Raw genomic sequence first — 20,077 nt, forward strand, 5'->3', positions numbered from 1 at the left:
TATTTAATCGCCATCGGTACTATTAAAGCCGACACGGATACCGAGTGTCGGAATCAATTGGCGTTTAATCACACGAGTAATGGTCGTAAGATTGTCATACAATTCTTGCTGCGTGGCTTTATCGGCAGTGGCGAGATCTTCTGGCATTTGTGCCAATAATGTCGTGGTATCAGCAAGTGCAGTCGATAGATTATCAGCTACTGCATTTTCATCATTACTACCCAAAATAGCAGTAAGCACCGGATCGGTCATGGTTTTATTCAATATCGCCAATTTAGCATTGATAATCGCGCGACTTTGCCCTGCGGTCGCAGCCGGTAAATGACCCTTAGCTTTACCTGTTAGACCTAGCGGCTGATCAATGGCGTTAGATTTCATGGTCTCAACCAATGATAGCAAAGAGTTAAACCATTGGTTCAAGCCTTGGTCACTTTCCGCCGTTTTATCAATCGCCAATAAATCGGTTGAATTCTGCTGCCAGTTTTTCTCAATATCTTTGAGGCGTGTGCTCAATGCGCTGCTCGCACTCATCACATACGCGCACTGACCAGCGTCCAAGCTGTCATTAGCATATAACGCTTCTTCTAATCCTGGTACACCTTGGACAATGGCGCTTTCGTTCGCGAGCTGCGCAGCGGTTAGTTTGGGATTGGCAGTGATGAGATCTGCAACGCCGCTATGAACCAGACCGCGTTCGTCAGGATAGTAATTAATATATAGATTGCTCATACTGGCAGTCGCAGGACCGAAATTGACCATCTCAGCACTCGCCCAAGCTTGCGCTAATACCAGCCATTGGTCGCGCAGCGCTTGCAATTCATCACCGCTTACTGGCGCTTGCTGGCAATGCTTCTGTGCCAAATCATGCAACAAATCGCTTTGTTTAGCCGCATCAGCATACGCTGGAATAACAATGTCATTAGCCACATGGGTTAAGTAAGTTTTTTCAGTATCAGCGCTGATATCTACCGCGATAATTTTTTTCTCACTATTGTTATCACTGCTGGCTGAATTTTCATTGGTTTTAGGTTCAGTGCTATCTTGCGCCACCTTTTGGCTGTCAGACTCTGGTGCTTTATTGTCATCAGCCGGTTTAACGCAGCTGATAAGTATTCCGGCACTTAATGCCGATAGCACCATTGCTAAAGCAGGGTTTATTCTCATAGGTTTCTCGGTAACATTATGAATAATTATTTAAATCGTCATATCTAAATTGGAAGATAATGTCGTTAACAGTCGTTTATTTGCTCGTTCAAAATTCATAATGATTTTATAGTGATTGTAAAAAAGCGTTCAATTCAGCACGCCCTTGTTTATCGAGCTTTAGCACTTTTTGCTGTTGTTTTTTAGCTTCTCCGCCATGCCACAATACCGCTTCCATCAGTGTACGGGCGCGGCCATCATGTAAAAATGTCGCTTGTGGATCAACCGTTTGGGCAAGACCAATGCCCCATAATGCCGGCGTACGCCATTCATAAGAGTTGGCTAAAAACTCAACCTGCAAGTCTTTGGGCGGTAGCTTGCCAGCGATTGTACGATCCGCAAGATCATCGCCCAGGTCATGTAACAGCAAATCTGTATAAGGATAAATCACTTGTCCATGCTGCTCAATATGATCATCGTCGGTTTTTGGCAACTGATATCTTGGCGTATGGCAGCTTTGACAGCCCATATCATAAAAGTGCTTTTTGCCAGCTAATACCAGCTTGTCATCCGCATTACGGCGATGCGGCACCGCTAAATTACGTGTATAAAATTCTACAAATTTTGCCACTTCATCATTAACTTCAACCGGTTGCTTACCATTACCTTGCTCATCAGCGCCAGTTGCGGCATTCATACAAGCGGTTTGCGTCGGCATACACGACTCTTTAGGGCGAATATTTGAGGTTAAGCCCATGTCTTCATTAAAAGCACTTTGGTTTTGAGTAAGCAGCTTGGTTTGACCGGCTTTCCAGCCAAAGCGTCCTAATGCGACTTTACTCGTTTGCGGATCCATGACTAAATTGAATTTACCCTTAATATCACTGCTGTTTTTATGATTGCTAGCCACTTGTTTTTTAATATCAGCATCGGGTATTTGTTCGAGTAGCCCGAGCCCGATCATGGGTAAAGCAATACGCGGCGATACCATGAGTTCACCATCAAACGGACCATAACCTGGATTGGTTAAGTTAAAGATCGGTGCGCGCAATGTTTCGACATATCCATCAGCAAAAGTGACCGACTTATCGGTCCATTGAACGGCAATTCTTGCTTCTGCTGGAACGCCTTGAACACCGCGATCTTGCAATTGACCGCCATACATAGGATGGACGACTTTCTCGATAAGCGAATCCTGCAACTGCTGCCGCTGCGCCGCCGTTGTGGCTGGCATGGCCAGACGAATGAGCAAGCTGTCTGCATCGTCATCACTAGTCATAGGAGCATGACCACGACCGTCTTTTACATGACATGATTGACAAGCAGCAACGTTAAATAATGCGCCAAGACCATCACGGCTATCCGTACTAGCAGGGGCAATCACCCACGGTTGTCGAAAAAACGCATTGCCAATAAAGAACGAGCCTTTACGAGATGCGGTGATGTTTGACGAAGGTTTGGAGTAACTCTCGCTACTTGTAATACTGATGCCAGTATCACCACCTTGCTTAATCTCTTGCGGATCAAAGTTTGCCAGCTGCTGCATAGGCACGCCTGCCAGCGCCTCAATCGTCTGCGCGCGTTCAGAAGTTAATGCCTGAGATTGTGCGTTTTTTTGAGTTTTATTATCACTTTCAGCCGTATTATTAGCAACATCATCAGTCGGCTGACAGGCACTTATCGATAGTGCGCATAGCATCCCTAACGATAGTTTTAATGGCGCAGTTTTGTGGATAAAAGAAGCGTAAAACGAGGCGTATTGTTTAACTTTTAAGACATTGGTGATGGTCATAGAGAGTACCTTAGTTCTAGTATAGAACCATTAAAATCGCGTGCTATAAAGTTCTTCACTTCTAGTCGATAAGTAACAGCTGCGCACTGACCTATCCGGCTATTTTAATACGCTATAAAAAAACACGCTGCCAACCAAAATTGACAACGTGTTTATTATACATAATTTACTTTCTTATGAAAATAATTCTCATTAACTTATAGCGACTTATCAGGCATTATAAATACATATATCTGATAATATTAAGTAGTGATAATTTAAAACAATAATGACTTAAAACTGTGAGCCTGCGTCGGCGTCTAGATTATCAATGCCAACCGCTTTTGCTGCATTTTCAATACCAGCCGTCAGCTCTTGTAAACTGGTAATGCTGCTTTCAATCCAACCACGGCGCTTATTTTGCTCCTCAGCAGAAATACCATGTTTACTTGCTTGTCCTACCGTCGCGATCATCTGATCAACCTTGATATTCTCTTTTTCGCCTTTTTCGACAATCACATTAAAGGTGGCTTCTACCTTTGCAAAATCAGCAGCTAGCTTATCAGCAGCTTCTTTGTTGCCCGTATCGACAAGGTAGTTTTTAACTCCATAACCGCCTACCGTTTTACCAGCGACTGTTTTATAACTACCATTAAAGACGTTTTGAATACCACGGGCATTATTGGCGTAGCTTAGATGGGTCAAGTCACTAAAGCACTCATGCTCATCTTCGGTAGAACCGGTGACAAAAGCCACTTGTATACGCTCAGAAGCAAGCTCACCCAGCGCTAAGCTCCCCATCTGATACATGATTTGGCGCAGACCATTCGTGTCTTTACGCGCCATCATATCACTACGTAAGGTATTTTCACTGTCAGGTTGCCACTGCGCTTCCATCGCTGTTAGGTCGTCGACCAGCAGCTGAGTAGCCGCTTTTAAATATTGACCGCGGCGCTCACAAATACTCGCGTCGGTATTTGCGCTATCACCACTGGTACATTCACCGTCAGTGGTCACGTAGTCGCTAACTGGGCGATTACCAGCACCTTCAGCAACGCCATTGGTGTCTTGACCCCATAACATAAACTCAATCGCATGATAACCAGTTGTCACATTGGCTTCACTACCGCCGATCTCATTCATTTCAGCTAATAACTCGGGGGTGATGATACTGCTATCTTGTTTGATACTACCGACCGTAATGCTATCACTATTGATGATATTGTCTTTACTGTTGTACTCGCCTGCATAGTCGTCAGTAACGTAGTCAATCAACGCCTCATCTAGTGGCCAAGCATTAACCTGTCCTTCCCAACCATCAATGCTACCAATCTCACGCTTATCATTGGTCGTCACAAAACCTTCATCAAATCGGAAGACTTCAGTCTGCGAGTACGGCTGGCGCGCGGCTTTATAAGCGGCCTTTGCTGCATCCAAATGGGCTTGTGTTGGGGTTTCTACATAGGTGTTCACCGCAGTCTGTAAAATCTTTGCGGTTTCCAAAGAGTCTTTGTATGCAGCATGCGCCATATCAGCATAACTAATAAGTAAACGATCCGTATGTGCTTGGTCAGCTGCTGATAAGGTTTTATTATTTGTATTCTCTGTCTCTTTTACTTCCGCTTGCGCATCCGTTGTAGCTGTCTCATCAGACGGTTTGCTACAACCTGATAGCATTAATATCCCTGCCAGTGCAGCAGCTAAAGTGGTCGGTAAAATTTTACGGCTTGTCACTGTAGTGATATTCATATATGTCCTTGAAGGGCTGCACTAAAATAAGAAAGAAAGGGAGATAAGAGAGATATTCAACATTGTTAGCAGTACCGCACATAAGCTAACTACGCTAGACGCTGGTTAATAATCGTCCATTCAGTCATAAAATACGAACGGAATGTAAGTATCCAACAGCTGAATGATTGGGAATTATAATGTTATTGATAACTATTATCAAATATAATTTACTAATAAGTAGACAAAATTTAATCAAAAAAAAGGCCAGCTTTCGCCAACCTTTTTATCTGAATCTTTATATTATCAATTTAATAATAATTAACGAACGCTATTTGGCGCATTAACCGTTAGCTCAACACGGCGGTTTTGCTGACGGCCATATTCACTGCTGTTATCAGCAACTGGACGAGACTCACCATAAGCGACTACGTTGATACGGCTAGATGATACGCCGCGTGCACTTAGGTAGTTAGCTACTGCATAAGCACGGTCACGTGATAATTTCATGTTATAAGAATCAGAACCTTTGCTATCAGTATGACCAGCGATGGTTACTGAGTTTTGGTTATACTCGTTCATCGTTGATGCAAGCTTATCAAGCGTTGGTTTAAATGAATTATTAAGGGTAGCGTCATCGAATGAGAAAGTGATGTTACCTGGCATGACTAGATCAATGTTACCGTTTGCATTTGGAGTAACTGTTACACCAGTACCAGCCATTTGCTGCTCAAGCTGTCTAGCTTGACGCTCCATATAATAACCAACGCCAGCACCAAGTACACCACCAATAGCGGCATCACGACCAGTCTTGTCGCCGCCAGTCGCTTTAGAGATAGCTGCGCCACCTGCCGCACCAGCTAGAGCGCCGATAGCAGATTTATTAAGACGCTGTTGTCCAGTGTTAGGATCCGTAGCACAGCCAGTAAGAGCCAAACCTGATGCTATTGCTGCAACCATTAATGTATTACGCATAGTATTTCCTCATAATTTTTAAAATAAAATAATAGATAAGTTGTGTTTTTTATGAAAATTGCTTATGACAAATATCACTTAGCAACATCGTTTAGTTGTCTATCTACACTTTTATTATTATGGCAATCCCATTCTAATTGTGTGTAATATTTTGTCACATCTATGTATGAGAAGTGCATAAGTGTTTACAGACAATCCTCTAGAAATCATTATTATTTGTTATTATAAGTCATGTTTACACTCGTACACTCTGATTCTTTTCTGCTAAAATCATGCCGTAAAGTGGATAGCAAATGGATAATATACCTCATAAGAACAATATTTCGCTATCTTGCTCTGATAGACCTTCAAAGACTAGCGATGACCGTAAAAACATTTGAATGCTAGAGTAGAAAGTAGAAAAACTGGACTTATGTAGGTATATTAGAAGCAGCGATTGTAGAAAAACAGGCTTAATAGATTCATAAAACTAATATAAAGGGATTGGATATGCGATTTAACTCCACCATACAAAAAATACATAAGCGCACTCCTAAACTGGGCAAAGCGCTCTCGTTAGCGACCGCCACAGGTGTCATCACGGCCAATAGTATTGCTGCCGGTATCCCTATCTGGTTGATGGGTGCCACCAAAGCCATCACTGGCTCACAGATTGCAGATAAGACAGTGATTGGCGTCACTAATTATTGGATTAATAGCAACAATGCTGTAATTGATAATATTTTGCCGGATAAAGACTGGCGCATTAGCCTGCCTGATGATGTGCATACGTATGGTAAATACTTGCTGCTTAGTAACCATCAATCATGGGTCGATACCAGTATCGTGCAATATATTAGTGAAAAGCGTTTGCCATTAACGCGGTTTTTTACCAAGTTTGAGCTGATCTACATCCCTGTCATTGGTCAAGCCTTTTATTTTTTAGACTTCCCCATGATGCGCAGACATTCTAAAGAAGCCATCGCTAAGAATCCGGCTCTGCAAGGCAAAGATATTGAAGAAGCAAAACGCGCTTGCGCACTATTAAAGAACAAACCATTTACTTTGCTAAACTATTTAGAAGGTACGCGTTTTACACCCACTAAACGTGATAAGCAGCACTCACCTTATAAAAACTTATTAAAACCACGGGCGGGTGGTTTATCACTTGCTATAAATGCGCTAGGTGATGATATTGATGGTATTTTGGATATGACCATTGTTTATCCTGATGGTGTACCGACCTATGGCGATTTATGGAAAGGTAATATCAAACGCCTCGGCGTCGATGTTCGCCATATCAAGATGCCAGACGCATTATTTGCTGCTATCCAAGATGGTGGTTATGAAAATGACGAGACTGTCAAAGCGCAAATGTTTGATTGGGTAGAGCAAATTTGGCAGCAAAAAGACCAGCGCATTACGGATATGTTGGCTGAATTTAATGTGACACCTGAGCTTGAAAATCAAAGCAATTGAAAATACTGATTTTGTATAAAAAGATAATTTGTAAAATATCAAATTATAATGGTTGATGGCTTGTTTTTTGGTGTTATTCATTGATAATGTGAATAACCATTAAAACGCATTATTTATTTAGTAGTGATTGGCGTAAAGCCATTCATTGCTGATGCCACTTACTATTTAATAAGGTATGACTGTGCCCGCCTCTTCTACTACTAGCCCGCCTATAGAGTCAACGTCAGCGCTTAATCAGCCCCCAGCAGCATACTCAGAGTCATCAGATAGCCTATCACCCCTATCACCGCAACCGAATCGCCCACAGCCAAATCGCTTGAAGCTGACCTATGATATTGTGATGATTATCGCGATCAGTATCGATCTATTACTGATTAGTATTGATACTATCTTGATGAGTGACTTTATTAGCGCTAATATCGCAGGTTGGCTGTCACTTAGTAATGCTGTGTTATGGTATCAAAATACGATACACGATTCACTGCGTACTGCGGGTGGCTTTTTTACTATATTCTTAGTGATTGAGTTACTGCTACGCTGGGCAGTTGCCATTAAACAAAAGATATATTATCGCTGGTTCTTTTTCCCCTTTGTGCATTGGTATGAAGTGCTGGGTTGCTTTCCACAGCTACGGGCGCTACGCTTGTTTCGAGCGGTGGTTATCGGGCGGCGCCTACACCAGCTCGGCTATCAAGTCCTACCGCAACCTTGGATCAATCGGATTAAATTCTATATCAATTTACTATTAGAAGAGCTGTCAGATCGCGTTGTTTTGACCACGATTGATAACTATCGGCAACAATTGACCGATCCTAAGATGCAAAAGTCGTTGATTGATGCGACCTTTAATCGCAATCGCAATGAGATTGAAGCCGCGCTCCTCTCCTTACTACGCCAAGAGCTTGCACCAAAATTGCAAAACCTGAATAGCAACTCAGAAAATGGCAAAATGCTCGCCATTGATATCGGTAATGCAGTCGAAAATGCACTGGCGAATACTCCAGAGCTGCACCGTTTGCTGCGCTTAATTCCAATAGCCGGTAAACTGATTGAAGGACAATTATTAAATATCGGCCATAATATTGGTGAAAATGTCGTCAATGCCCTCAATGAGTGTTTGCTCGACCCTGAACGTATCGATACGCTAATGGTGGCAATTTCGCAGGGTGTCGCCCAACTTAATACTAATAATACTGAACTTGAAAGTCTTATAGCCCGTGTCTTCTCTGAGAGCTTGTCAGAATTTGAATCAAATTTAAAAATACAACAATGGAAGAATAAAGACATACTTAACTTATAGAATTTTTAAAATAGCGACCTGATAATAAAAAACGGCACCGTGAATACAGCAACATGACCATCTTTTGAGGATTTATACTATGACAATTTCAGACAATAACAACCATGCCCTCGCCTCGACAACCACGCCAGCCTTAGCTTTTTATGGCAAAATGTTGACCTTTTCACGGTTGCAGTTTAGCACTGATGATTTTGCTGCCATTACAGCCCAGCTGCAAACAACGCTGAGTAATAAGACCAGTCATATCCCAGTATTGATTGATAGTGAGGTAGATCAAGATTTATCGGCATTGATAGAGCTACTTTGGTCTTGGGGCTTACAACCTATCGGCGTAGTGACAGGTCTGCTTGACGCCCAAGCACGCGAATTACGATTGGCGATATTCCCAGCAGATGGCAAGCGTATTGAGCGCATTTTGCCCAGCAAAAAGGCCACGACTCAGTTGAGCCAAGTAGCTGCCACGACTACGGCAGCTATTGATAGTAATAGCGAACCTAAAATCGCTACTGATACCACTGATTCAGTAAGCGGTAATCAAACGCTTGAAACGAGCGAAACCACTGAAGCGGCTTTATCTGTAGAATCTGCAGAAACACTTATTAGTGCTGAACATATTACCAGCCTCATCTATGATCAAATGCTGCGCTCAGGACAAAGCCTCAATCATGTCGGCGGCGATTTGATTTTGACCAACAGTGTCAATAGTGGCGCAGAAGCAATCACTGATAATAATTTACATGTATATGGTCGCGCCCAAGGACGTTTGGTTGCAGGTGCTACTGGTGATAAGGACGCGCGTATCTTCTGTCAAGTATTCAACCCTTCACTTGTGTCAGTTGCCGGTACGTATTGCTTACGCGATAACCTTCCAGAGCATGTGATTGATAAATCAGTAGAGGTACGTTTTTTGGAAGGTCAAGGACTGGTATTTACTATAATAGATGAATCTCAGATTACTAAAGGCGTTAAACCGTAAATATTTACTGACACAAATGTACGTATAACCACCAAATGGTTAGATGCATGGCCTAATTCATATTGTAGCAAGTTTATTTAACAAAACTGCGCTATGATGAATCTGTGGCTCTGCCACTATTTACCCCAACTGCAGTCGTCTATATATGACTAACAAAGCTAGCTTTATATACGAGTCCTTTTTAGGCTTTAGTTTTTTAAGCTTTAATAGTGACTTGCTATAAGTTTTGCTATATTTATGCTAGGCTTACGCTCGCAGAGAGTGCATATGAAGTATATTCACGACCAGTATATATACTAATTGTTATATGCTGTTTTATATAATAACTATCTCATCAACTCATAAATCATCTCATTAATTCATAGGAGTGTGCCATTGTGGCGAAGATTGTTGTAATCACTTCGGGTAAAGGCGGTGTGGGAAAAACCACGACCAGTGCGTCTTTTGCCGCCGGTTTAGCATTACGTGGCTATAAGACAGTTGTTATCGATTTTGATGTAGGCTTGCGTAATCTAGACTTGATTATGGGCTGCGAAAATCGAATTGTTTATGACTTTGTCGATGTTATCAGTGGTAATGCACGCCTATCACAAGCGCTTGTCAAAGATAAGCAGCTAGAAAATCTATACATCTTGCCTGCCAGTCAAACGCGTGATAAAGATGCGTTAACAGACGAAGGCGTGGCAGAGGTTATGGAAGAGCTTTCTAAGCAATTCGACTATATCATTTGCGACTCACCTGCTGGTATCGAACGCGGTGCTCAGCTAGCGATGTATCATGCGGATGAAGCCATTATTGTGACTAACCCTGAGATCTCTTCAGTACGTGACTCAGATCGGATCATTGGTATTTTGCAAAGCCAGACAAAAAAGGTGGCTGAAAACCAAGGGGCTGTACGTGAGCATCTCATCATCACCCGCTATAATGCAGAACGAGCAGCAGCTAACGAGATGATGGATATTGACACTATCTCAAACGACATTTTGAAAGTGCCTTTACTTGGCGTTGTTCCCGAAAGCCATTCAGTGCTTGAGGCATCTAACCACGGTGAGCCAGTGATTCATTATACGGATTCTGTTGCTGGTCAGTGTTATGACGATATTGTCGCTCGTTTCTTAGGTGAAGAGCGTCCGCTACGTCATATTGATGCGAAGAAAAAGAGTCTATTACAGCGCTGGTTTGGGGGTTAACAATGAGTAAGAAAAAAGGATTTTGGAGTAGTCTATTCGGCACGGATGACAACAGTAACTCAGGCAGCGCCAATATGGCAACTGAGCGTCTAAAAGTTATTGTTGCTAGCGAAAATCGCTTAAGCAATCGCTTGACCGCAGACCGTATCGAAAAAATGAAACGTGAGATACTGGAAGTGGTTAATAAGTATGTCAATGGCGTACAGATTGATGATGTCAATATCAATCATCGCTCTGAAGACAGCTTAGATGTGCTAGAGATGAATATTAATTTACCTGAGCATAAAAAATAACTCTATTGACTATACAATAGATAGCTACACACTTTAATCGCTTATGAAGAAAAGCCCTAAGTATCCTACTTAGGGCTTTTTTGTGTACATATTTTCTATTATCTAGCATTAGCTATTTTATACGGCCTATTAAATTGTCTTTCTTCACAAACTGATGATATAAAGCAGCGCCGATATGTATAAGCGTAAAGGCGATAATCATTGGCCAGATAATATCAGTATGCCAGTCATTATAAAGTCGTGCCAAACCTCTATCTGGAGTAACAAATACCGGTATCTGAAACAAACCAAAAATATCAACCGGTCGACCACCATAGATAGACATAAGCAGTCCTGCTATTGGCATAGCAATTAGTAGTGCATATAGCGCAAAGTGCGATAATTGCGAGAGTAGCATTTGCCATTTTGGCATAGCTACTGGTGGCGGCGCTTTCGTAAAGACGCGATTAATCACTCGCGCTATCATCCAAAACAACAAGCTAACCCCAAAAGCCTTATGTAATCCAATGTAGACCTTGCTATCAAGGTTGTTATACAACAGCATCATTATCCACGTAATTAGCAATAAAATTGCGCTAATCCAATGAAAAAGTCGACTAGTAGCCGACCACTTTGTCAGGTTTGAATGGGTATTGTTCATAAATTATTGTGTCACCTCTATCGCTAACGGCTGCTTAATGATGTGAATAGACAGCTACTGACTGACAAAGCATAATTAACAAGCCATCGAAAAAATACTGATATAAAGCTTCATTATGAGTGAGTGAATGAGCAAGCAAGCTAGCTGTCTAAATCAATCAATTGGTGTGCGATTTTATCTAAATCAGGCACCAAGTACAGTGTATTATCAATCATCACCGTTTGAAATAGGTAGGATAGCACAACATCTTCTTGCACACGCTCAAAAACCGTATCGATATTGCTGTCTATTTTGTAGAAATGCTCAGGAAGCTCAACATCTTTAACCTCAGAGATACGTGCCTGTAGTTGGCGCAGCTCACCAGCTGTTTGTAGCGCGATACGATGCGCTGACGTATTACCTTCTAATACAATCATTTTATCTGGCGTTTGATGACGCGGTAGCATATGGAACACAGCGACTTCTTGTTGTTGCCACTCATAACTCCAAGTATGTTCGCTATACTCGTCTACACTCAAAATTAAACTACTAGGAATAATCCAGTCAGGCTGTTCAAACGCTGGGACGATAGTAACGTCGAGCATACCCTTGTTCGTGGTCAGTAAGCTTACTGCCTCAAACGAATGTTTTAAAATCTGTTTCATACGTCGCTCACAATAAATGAATGCGAAGAGGCGCTTGCCGCCCTTTCAGCAATATAGTCGGTAAGTTTTTGTGCTAATGCCTTGGGACTACCGACAAATTTGCAATATCCTGAATCAATGATAGCTTGTGGCTGACTAGGGCAAGCACTTAAACTTGGCTCTTGCGCCCACAATTGACTGTCATTATCTTGAATTAAATCTAAATACTGCGTGCCATCGTTGCCCATACCTGAAAAGATAATGTTTATCAGCTCACTGCCATAGACATCACTGGTGTTTTTAAGAATCTGACCAATAGCAGGTTTGTAATCACCTTCCCAAGCCTGATCTAATAGGATAATTCGCCCTGTTGAATCGCAGACAATCTGTTTATCAATGGGTGCAATCAGACATTGACCGGCACGCAAGCGCTGTGAGGAAGTAATCAGCTGACAGCGCCAGTCATTATGACGATTCAAGATACGTGGTAGTGTACTAATCATCGTTTGGTTGAAATGATGGGCTAGTAAAATGCTAACTGGTAGCGCGGGTGACAAGTGATCTAAGAACTCCTTGACGGCACTAGGACCGCCCATAGAAGCGCCTAAAAACACCACATAACGCCAATCAACGGCTTCATTCTTATAAGCGACGGTATCTACAAGCGTTGGCAAAGCAAGCATTTGGGCAAGCTTACGCTTTAATTTACGCTGCCACTTAGCATACTGCTGCGCCTCATTGAGATAAGGTGCTTGACTAAAACCGACCAAGACGGCGGCTGATTTAGTCAATGCGGTCACAGTAGCCACGTGCTCATCGTAATCACTGTCTATCAACCAGATATCGATAGCGCTTTCATAACCATCAAACTTATCTTTCAACTGCGATGGTGTGACGCAATCAAGCAGATGAAAACCACAGCTATGTACCGTATCAGAAAAAGCCATCCGCTGCTGATGGTCTTCTGCCACCACCAGCACTTTAATCTCACTTTTATCTTTTAGCGCCAAGGCACGTATGTTACCCATCATGAGTTAGGCTGACCTTTTTATCCAATAAGTTTTGAATCTTATCAAGCAGCTGATTTTCTTGGAAAGGTTTGCCCATGTAATCATTCACTCCAATCTCAAGTGCGCGCTCACGATGTTTTTCACCCGTACGTGAGGTAATCATAATGATAGGCAAATGCTGCAAACGTCTATTATGCCTGACTTGAGTCGCGACTTCAAAACCGTCCATGCGCGGCATCTCAATATCCAATAACATGAGGTCTGGTGTCATCTCTTGTAATATCTCAAGAGCATCAATACCATCTTTGGCAAGCGCAACATTGAAGCCTTGACGCTCTAAGAAACGTGACGTTACTTTTCGTACTGTGACTGAGTCATCAACGACTAAAATAGTACCCTTAGACTCTGAGCTTCTGCGCTTAACAATAGCAGGTTGCGATACTTCTTTGACTAAAGCGGCATTACGCATCAAAGCAATCAAATCTAAGATAAGCATTACCGAACCGTCGCCCATAATGGTGGCTGCTGAGATACCCGATAAATTCGAGAACTGTTGCCCCAAAGGTTTTACAACGACTTCAATCCGTGACCCTGCTATTTGGTCGACCTGCAGCGCCATATTTTGTCCACTACGATTTTTAATGATAATAAGCGGTACGCTGGTATTGGTATTGACGACCAGCTCATTGAGCTTATTACCCGATAAGATCTCATTTAAGTAACGTACGCGATAATCGTTATCTTCAAAATTTAGTGTGGCTTCACCGGATTGATAATAGTCGTAAAGTTTTTCTGGGTTGATACGCACTACACGCTCAATCTGAACCAATGGGATGGCATAGTAACGATCAGCCGCACGAACCACCAAAGCATCAGAAACGGCAACGGTGAGTGGTACACGTATGGTAAAACGTGACCCTTTACCAAGCTCTGATATAACTGATACCGAGCCACCTAACTGACGAATCTCACTAATAACGACGTCCATACCGACACCGCGTCCTGATATCTGTGTCACTTGTTTACTGGTACTTAGCCCAGCATTAAAGATATATTGCATGATATCGAGGTCACTGAGACTGGTATCAGCAGCGTCAATCAGACCTTGAGAGATAGCTTTGTTACGTACGGCTTCTACATCAATGCCATAACCATCATCGGTCAGCTGAATAACGATTTCACTACCTTCGCGCAGCACCTCTAAAGTAATTTGTCCACTGCGTTCTTTACCCGCTTCTAGGCGCGTTGAGGCATTTTCGATACCATGGTCGACCGCGTTACGTAACATGTGCTCAAGCGGCGATGTAATACGTTCTAGAATGGTTCTATCCATCTCGTCGTCAGCATTGATAATCTTCAGCTCAACTGATTTATTAAGCTCATTGGCGGTTTGACGTACGATACGCTCAAGCCTTGGCGTTAATCGGGTAAAAGGTACCATGCGCGAGTTCATCAAGCCATCTTGTAGCTCAGTTTGCGTCCTCGATAGCTGAAGCAATAGACTTTCACTGTCACGCGTTTTTTCTAATAAGGTGTGGTTAATATCCACCAAATCCGATGCCGATTCTGTCAAAGATTTTGATAACTGATTCAAAGAAGAATACTGATCCATCTCTAACGGGTCAAAGCCTTCGTGATTAACCAGCTCATCATCTATCTGCGATAAAATCTGTGCCTCAAGCTCAATCTCCATCCGGCGTAACTGATCAGCCAAACGCTGTACGGTAGTACCCATCTCCTCAATACTATTGGTCAAGCTACTGATACCCATATCAATACGCGCACGGTTAATCGTCGATTCTCCCGACAGATTAATCATATGCTCAATCAGCCCACCTGAGATACGAATCATCTCATTATTATTGGCGTTCTGTTCATGCTCAGGGACATCACTAACCATGAGTGGCATGTCACTGATATCTTTTTGAATATAGGTTGTCTCTTGCTTCTCTTTAGCGATTAAAATCGCTTCACGCTGAGGCTGCAGGGTTTCTTTAGGTATTTGTTTTAAACTATCAGGGTTTTTACCGAATTGTTGTAGTGCCTCAATCAATAAGTCAGGCGTTGGTGGATTGACCTGTTGCGAGAGAATAAATACGGCATCTGCAAGCCAGTCGTGACAAGCCACAAGTAGCTCTAATACTTTTTTGGTTGTAGGACGGCGGCGATCAACAAAATCTTTATATACTGATTCCATTTCATGGGCCAGATCAGCAATACCACTAGCGGTCACCATACGCGCCCCACCTTTTAGGGTGTGCAAGTCACGTTGTAGTCCTTGTAATGCAATCATATCCCCAGCATCACTTAAGAATAATTGCAGATACTCGTTACGGTTAGTGAGCGCTTCAGCTTCTTCTAAAAATACCTCTAAAATATCCGGATCAGGTAAGCCATGAGCCCATGATTGTTTGATGATTCTATCTAAGCTTAGAGTATCAGCCGCTTTTTCTATACGATGCGTATATTCATTTGCATGGATTTTAGACTCGGCATCAACATGATTTTTTGGCATAGGTACAATAAGTTGTACCGTTTCTGGTAAAGCTTTTGCTTTTTCAAACTGTTGTAATTGCTCAATAAGCTCAGGAGCAAAAAATGATTTTTGGTAACGTACAATATGTGCCACTTGCAATGACAAGGTGTCTTGCACCACTTGCATAATCTCAAGCCACTGCACTGTTGGCGTGCGTCTAACCTCTACAAACGCCTCATAGATGGTCTCCGCCTCATGGGTCAAATCCCCAATACTACGAATACCCGCCATGCGCGCGCCACCCTTAATGGTATGCAGATGGCGTTGCAGTACCTTTAAAGTATTGATATTAGTAATATCCGCTCGCCATTTACTAAAGCTATCGACCAGCGCATCATCCAGTTCTTGGGCTTCTTCTAAGAAGATTTCCAATAGCTCAATATCGGTATCGATAGACTCAAGCTGTAGCTCAGGCGCTGCAATACTTTGCACGGCAGCATCATCTTCATGAGCAACAACCGCATCATTTTGATCACTGTAATCATTGTGTTGAGCAATATTCTGTAATTGCTCAAGTACTTGCTCATCAATTTTTAATGAGGTGCTACCAGCCAAAGCGTCAAATAAACCGACTAACTGAGCATGCCCCGCAAGTAAGATGGCTTGGATTTCAGGATTCGCTGATTTTTCAACATTTTTACTCAAATAATTATAAGCATTTTCCAATGCATGAAGAATAGAGGTGAATTTTGGAAATACCTGTGCTTTTTCAGTCAGGTATTTTATTTGTGCAATTTGTTGAGCTATATATTTTTGAACTTGGTCGATTTCTGGATTACTAAGCGCTTCACTCAACTGCCATTCTGCATCTAATAAGTCATCGATATCGCCATCTAATAACTGGTTTATCGTTGGCTTATCATCAGCTATAGCCTCGCCAGTATCGTCAACATTCTGCTTCCCAAGTAACGCCTGTAATGAGGCGATATCTTGCTCGCTTTGCATATCTTCTATCGACATATCCTGCTGTTGCGCGTTTTGTTTATAGTTATCGAGATAGCCATTAATGAGCGTCACAGATTGGGCTAGCGCGCTTAAGTGCTTCGCATTCATCGGTATATCTTGCTGCTGTAGTAGCTCTAAGCTCTGCTCTATTGTCGCGCTAACATCGCTGATTGCTGCCAAAGCACTAGAGCCAGAAGCCGCTCTCAGTGTATGGAATGCACGCACAATCTCATCACTCACTGCCACATGAGACTCATCTTGATGGCTACTTACAAACTCATTTATACCCTCTAACAACTCTTCCGCTTCTTCAATGAAAATATCAAAAAATGCTTGTTCCTCTTCACTTTGAGGCATCAAAATAACAGGCGCTTCAGCCATTTTTTCATTGACCGAATGAATCGTCTGCAATGCATGATCGATTGTTTCATCACTACCATTGTCAGAATCTTGAGCGTGGTTATCCAAACCAGAATGCAATGTTGCATGCTCAAAAACTTGTTGTTCAGAAGGGCTTGCTAATTGACCATATAGCACACTGTAGCTGAACTCATCACCTAGCTGCTTGCTGTACGCATTAGCACATGCGACCCACAAGGGCAGCATAGCGGAATAATCTTCGCTTTCATTTTCAAAAGTTGTTAATAGTGCAGGATAAGCTGCCAATACATCGCCGATAAGCTGTTGTATATCTGTTGACGCCGTAATACTTTTATCTAAAATACGATTAAGCATGTTTTCTATAGACCATGCCAGCTCAGCGCTATAATTAGCGCCAACCATACGGCCAGAACCTTTTAACGTATGGAATCCACGGCGAATGTCCGTCAGTTCAGTCAAATCACTCGGAGAAAGCTGCCAATACTCATATAAAGGGACGATTTCGTCCAATACTTCATTGGCCTCTTCTATAAATATCTCTTTGATATCAGGATCAGCATCGTTCGCATCTGCCGCTAGCACTCTTGATTCTGAAATAAATGGTTTCAGTACCAAGGGTATTTCTAAACCAGCTAATAGTTCAGAGAGATTTTTTGCTTCGCCAGTATCTCTGATAGTAGTGATAAGATCGATAGAGCTGGCAGTCTCAACAGTTAAGTTTGACGCTTGTGAATGCAAACTATGGCCTGATACAGAATGGTCTGATATAGCACTATCCTGTTCGATTTCAGGTTTTGAAAACGCTAGTTCCGCTGTCTCTAATCCGAAATTAAGAGGTTGCTGGGTCATTAAATTATGACTTTGCAAAATAGTAATGGCAGGATCAAAACTTGGAGTCTGCTGTGCTTCGAAGTCGCCCAACATGGCTGGAAAACGCTTTGTAGTTTCTGTCACTAAAGCGACGGCATCATCTGTTACCGGTAAGGTTTTGTCTAACAAACGATTAAGCAAGTTTTCAATAGACCATGCCGTCTCACTGATACTAAAAGCACCAACCATGCGACCAGAACCCTTTAAGGTATGAAAACCTCGACGCACTTCTGTTAATGGTGTTAAATCCTGTGCGTCTTCCTGCCATATTGGTAAAAAATCCTCTAAGTCAGCAACAACTTCTTCAACTTCTTCAATAAATATTTCACGAATGTCTTCATCTATATCAAAGTTATCAGCTTTGAGTTGCTGACGAGCGCGTAGTAAAGCGTCACTAACAGTGCCAGCAACGAAAGATTGATTGATAATAGGTGAAATCTCACCACTGTCATCATAGCGCAGTACATCGGTTGCTGCCGTTTTTTGGGTAAGAAAAGTATCATTGACCGTTTCAGGCGCATGAATATACTCACTAAGCAGTGTTGCTGCTTTGTCGATATATCCATTTGCTTTTTCCAATAATGATTGGTCAAAGAACTGCTGGGCAAGATAATCGAGTAATAACTCAATAGAGGTCAAACCCTCTGCCAGCGCTTGGGTAACATCCCAACTGAGTGCTTCTATTCCATGAGTGTGTATTTGTACAAATATATCAGCTATTTTATCTGTTGCTTGACCAATCGAAGGCAGTCCCATGCTATCAAAGGCATGGCTCATTTTAGTAAAATCTGCTTGATCTGGTAATAGATCTGTATCTTGGCGTTGTATATAGTCCTGAAAAGCTTGCTTGATTTCTTCGACTGCAATACGCAGTTCACGTAAATCGTCATCATTGGCGCTAATATAATTACTACTTTTTGGCTGCAAGTCGTCACTAGCGACTACCTGAGATAGTGATGTGAAAGAAGCTGCGTTACCTATTTTCGTAGATATGACTTGCTCTGTATTATAGACAGCACTATATAGCTCTTGAAGCTGACGTTCAATTTGCCATTGTTCTTGAGCAAAGGCTTTGTCTGACGATAGGTTGCGCTCTATATCAGTCAGAATAGAGGCTACTTGTGACGCAAACAATGTCCAACCACGACCTTCGAGCTGGGTATTTATTTGTTGTAAAGGTTTTAGCAAATTATGAGGCTTATCGAGACTAAGAATAATCGTCTCAATCGCATTCAGTATACGCGGTAAGAAACGTGACTCTGTATCTGCCTGCGACCAGCCGCTCAAGATAGATTGAGTATTATCGCTATGATTGACAAGGCCGTTTAATTCAATATAAATACTGCTTATCAATTTTTTAATGACGCTCGTTGATAGCTCAGTTTGATGTTGGTAAGACTCTATAACCTGATCCAGCTGACTTAATAACCCTGCATAATGCATAGGTAGCGGGCTTTCATTTTTTCCAAGGTCATGCAGCCACAACTCAGTCAAGTACCAAAGATGCTGCAAATCAGCCGCTTGTGCGGTTTGCCACAAGTATTGACTGACCTTTTCTAAAACAGTCAGTATAGAAGGTTTATTTACATTAGCAGCTAGCAATTCTTGTACTTGCTGGCGCCAAACCAATAACAATTGCTGATGCTGTTGGCTATCTAAATCTGAAACTGCCCTGTCAGCTGGTATGGTTATGTCAATATCATCGTGGTCTGACCGACTATCTAGATCACTAGCTGCAGATAATAAGACTGAATCTATAAGGTGGTCTGTCGCTATATCAAACCGTGATAAAGCTTGCGTCAGCTCAGCCGAGGTCTTATTGATTAAAGCGCTATGGTAGTTACCCGTTCGCGCATAGTACACCAGCTCATGTTGTAACAGTCTATGAGCGACCTGCCCGATTCGAGCTTTCTCAGTAGCAAGATGAGTATCAAAACTGTCATCATTGAGGCTACTGTCTAAGTTATTAACATTATCTTTTAAATCTTGGGGATTACTTGCTCCCACTAACAGGCTGAGCTTAGTCGCTAGACTTGCTAAAGAAGGCAAGTTAATCATGGTAAGCGCACCACTAATCTGATGGTAGTGCTGTGCCGTTTGCTCATAATTAGAGTTTTCTGCCCCTAATTGCCAGCCATCAGCTACCTGTGATAATTGCTGATTAAACAGTGGCAATAACCACTCGATCGTTACCATGTCATTGGGCTGGTTGTTCATAGGTTTATCCTAACTCGTCTA

The 20,077-nt window shown here is 42.3% G+C and carries 13 protein-coding genes; 5 read left to right on the forward strand and 8 right to left on the reverse strand.

Going from position 1 to position 20,077, the window contains the following annotated elements:
• Positions 1-3 precede the first annotated feature (3 nt).
• The 4 genes from EPB74_RS09470 to EPB74_RS09485 form a co-directional block, all read right to left on the reverse strand.
• Positions 4-1,164 (reverse strand): imelysin family protein, encoded by a 1,161-nt coding sequence (locus EPB74_RS09470; RefSeq protein ID WP_274903961.1) that lies wholly within the window; start codon positions 1,162-1,164, stop codon positions 4-6.
• Between the two features lie 106 nt (positions 1,165-1,270).
• Positions 1,271-2,935, reverse strand: a complete 1,665-nt coding sequence (locus tag EPB74_RS09475) for a di-heme oxidoreductase family protein (protein ID WP_446740037.1) — start codon at positions 2,933-2,935, stop codon at positions 1,271-1,273.
• A 273-nt stretch (positions 2,936-3,208) separates the two neighbouring features.
• Complete coding sequence (locus tag EPB74_RS09480) at positions 3,209-4,663, reverse strand: imelysin family protein (RefSeq protein WP_274903962.1); 1,455 nt, start codon at positions 4,661-4,663, stop codon at positions 3,209-3,211.
• A gap of 300 nt (positions 4,664-4,963) precedes the next feature.
• On the reverse strand, positions 4,964-5,617 hold the full coding sequence (locus EPB74_RS09485; RefSeq protein WP_079692584.1) for an OmpA family protein: 654 nt from the start codon (positions 5,615-5,617) through the stop codon (positions 4,964-4,966).
• Positions 5,618-6,106: 489 nt separating this feature from the next.
• Here EPB74_RS09485 and EPB74_RS09490 point away from each other — a divergent pair, with 489 nt between their 5' ends.
• The 5 genes from EPB74_RS09490 to minE all read left to right on the forward strand — a co-directional run bounded on the left by EPB74_RS09490 (position 6,107) and on the right by minE (position 10,834).
• Positions 6,107-7,075, forward strand: coding sequence for an acyltransferase (locus tag EPB74_RS09490; RefSeq protein WP_274903963.1), 969 nt, complete (start codon positions 6,107-6,109; stop codon positions 7,073-7,075).
• A gap of 175 nt (positions 7,076-7,250) precedes the next feature.
• Positions 7,251-8,375 (forward strand): hypothetical protein, encoded by a 1,125-nt coding sequence (locus EPB74_RS09495; protein ID WP_274903964.1) that lies wholly within the window; start codon positions 7,251-7,253, stop codon positions 8,373-8,375.
• Positions 8,376-8,454: 79 nt separating this feature from the next.
• Positions 8,455-9,351: a septum site-determining protein MinC gene (gene minC, locus EPB74_RS09500; protein ID WP_274903965.1), complete on the forward strand. Its 897-nt coding sequence runs from the start codon at positions 8,455-8,457 to the stop codon at positions 9,349-9,351.
• Positions 9,352-9,728: 377 nt separating this feature from the next.
• Positions 9,729-10,541, forward strand: a complete 813-nt coding sequence (gene minD / locus EPB74_RS09505; RefSeq protein ID WP_274903966.1) for a septum site-determining protein MinD — start codon at positions 9,729-9,731, stop codon at positions 10,539-10,541.
• 2 nt (positions 10,542-10,543) lie between these two features.
• Entirely contained in the window at positions 10,544-10,834 is a 291-nt protein-coding gene (gene minE, locus EPB74_RS09510) for a cell division topological specificity factor MinE (RefSeq protein ID WP_079692590.1), read from the forward strand.
• Positions 10,835-10,946: 112 nt separating this feature from the next.
• On the opposite strand, the gene EPB74_RS09515 is transcribed toward minE, so the two are convergent.
• From EPB74_RS09515 to EPB74_RS09530, 4 genes are all read right to left on the reverse strand, one after another.
• On the reverse strand, positions 10,947-11,474 hold the full coding sequence (locus EPB74_RS09515; protein ID WP_274903967.1) for a cytochrome b: 528 nt from the start codon (positions 11,472-11,474) through the stop codon (positions 10,947-10,949).
• Positions 11,475-11,614: 140 nt separating this feature from the next.
• Positions 11,615-12,118, reverse strand: a complete 504-nt coding sequence (locus EPB74_RS09520; protein ID WP_274903968.1) for a hypothetical protein — start codon at positions 12,116-12,118, stop codon at positions 11,615-11,617.
• On the reverse strand, positions 12,115-13,128 hold the full coding sequence (locus EPB74_RS09525) for a chemotaxis protein CheB (protein WP_274903969.1): 1,014 nt from the start codon (positions 13,126-13,128) through the stop codon (positions 12,115-12,117). Before EPB74_RS09525 ends, EPB74_RS09520 begins: the two co-directional genes overlap by 4 nt.
• Entirely contained in the window at positions 13,118-20,056 is a 6,939-nt protein-coding gene (locus EPB74_RS09530; RefSeq protein WP_274903970.1) for an Hpt domain-containing protein, read from the reverse strand. The genes EPB74_RS09525 and EPB74_RS09530 overlap by 11 nt, the downstream gene beginning before the upstream one ends.
• Positions 20,057-20,077 lie beyond the last annotated feature (21 nt).

It is taken from the genome of Psychrobacter sp. DAB_AL62B, assembly GCF_028895345.1.
Lineage (GTDB): Bacteria > Pseudomonadota > Gammaproteobacteria > Pseudomonadales > Moraxellaceae > Psychrobacter.

What these genes read in the sequence shown, in the direction of transcription:
- EPB74_RS09475 (WP_446740037.1), bottom strand. Translation starts at nt 2,935, where the DNA reads ATGACCATCACCAATGTCTTAAAAGTTAAACAATACGCCTCGTTTTAC.
- EPB74_RS09515 (WP_274903967.1), bottom strand. Translation starts at nt 11,474, where the DNA reads ATGAACAATACCCATTCAAACCTGACAAAGTGGTCGGCTACTAGTCGA.
- EPB74_RS09485 (WP_079692584.1), bottom strand. Translation starts at nt 5,617, where the DNA reads ATGCGTAATACATTAATGGTTGCAGCAATAGCATCAGGTTTGGCTCTT.
- EPB74_RS09490 (WP_274903963.1), top strand. Translation starts at nt 6,107, where the DNA reads ATGCGATTTAACTCCACCATACAAAAAATACATAAGCGCACTCCTAAA.
- EPB74_RS09495 (WP_274903964.1), top strand. Translation starts at nt 7,251, where the DNA reads ATGACTGTGCCCGCCTCTTCTACTACTAGCCCGCCTATAGAGTCAACG.
- EPB74_RS09530 (WP_274903970.1), bottom strand. Translation starts at nt 20,056, where the DNA reads ATGAACAACCAGCCCAATGACATGGTAACGATCGAGTGGTTATTGCCA.
- EPB74_RS09525 (WP_274903969.1), bottom strand. Translation starts at nt 13,128, where the DNA reads ATGATGGGTAACATACGTGCCTTGGCGCTAAAAGATAAAAGTGAGATT.
- EPB74_RS09480 (WP_274903962.1), bottom strand. Translation starts at nt 4,663, where the DNA reads ATGAATATCACTACAGTGACAAGCCGTAAAATTTTACCGACCACTTTA.
- EPB74_RS09470 (WP_274903961.1), bottom strand. Translation starts at nt 1,164, where the DNA reads ATGAGAATAAACCCTGCTTTAGCAATGGTGCTATCGGCATTAAGTGCC.
- EPB74_RS09520 (WP_274903968.1), bottom strand. Translation starts at nt 12,118, where the DNA reads ATGAAACAGATTTTAAAACATTCGTTTGAGGCAGTAAGCTTACTGACC.
- minE (WP_079692590.1), top strand. Translation starts at nt 10,544, where the DNA reads ATGAGTAAGAAAAAAGGATTTTGGAGTAGTCTATTCGGCACGGATGAC.
- minC (WP_274903965.1), top strand. Translation starts at nt 8,455, where the DNA reads ATGACAATTTCAGACAATAACAACCATGCCCTCGCCTCGACAACCACG.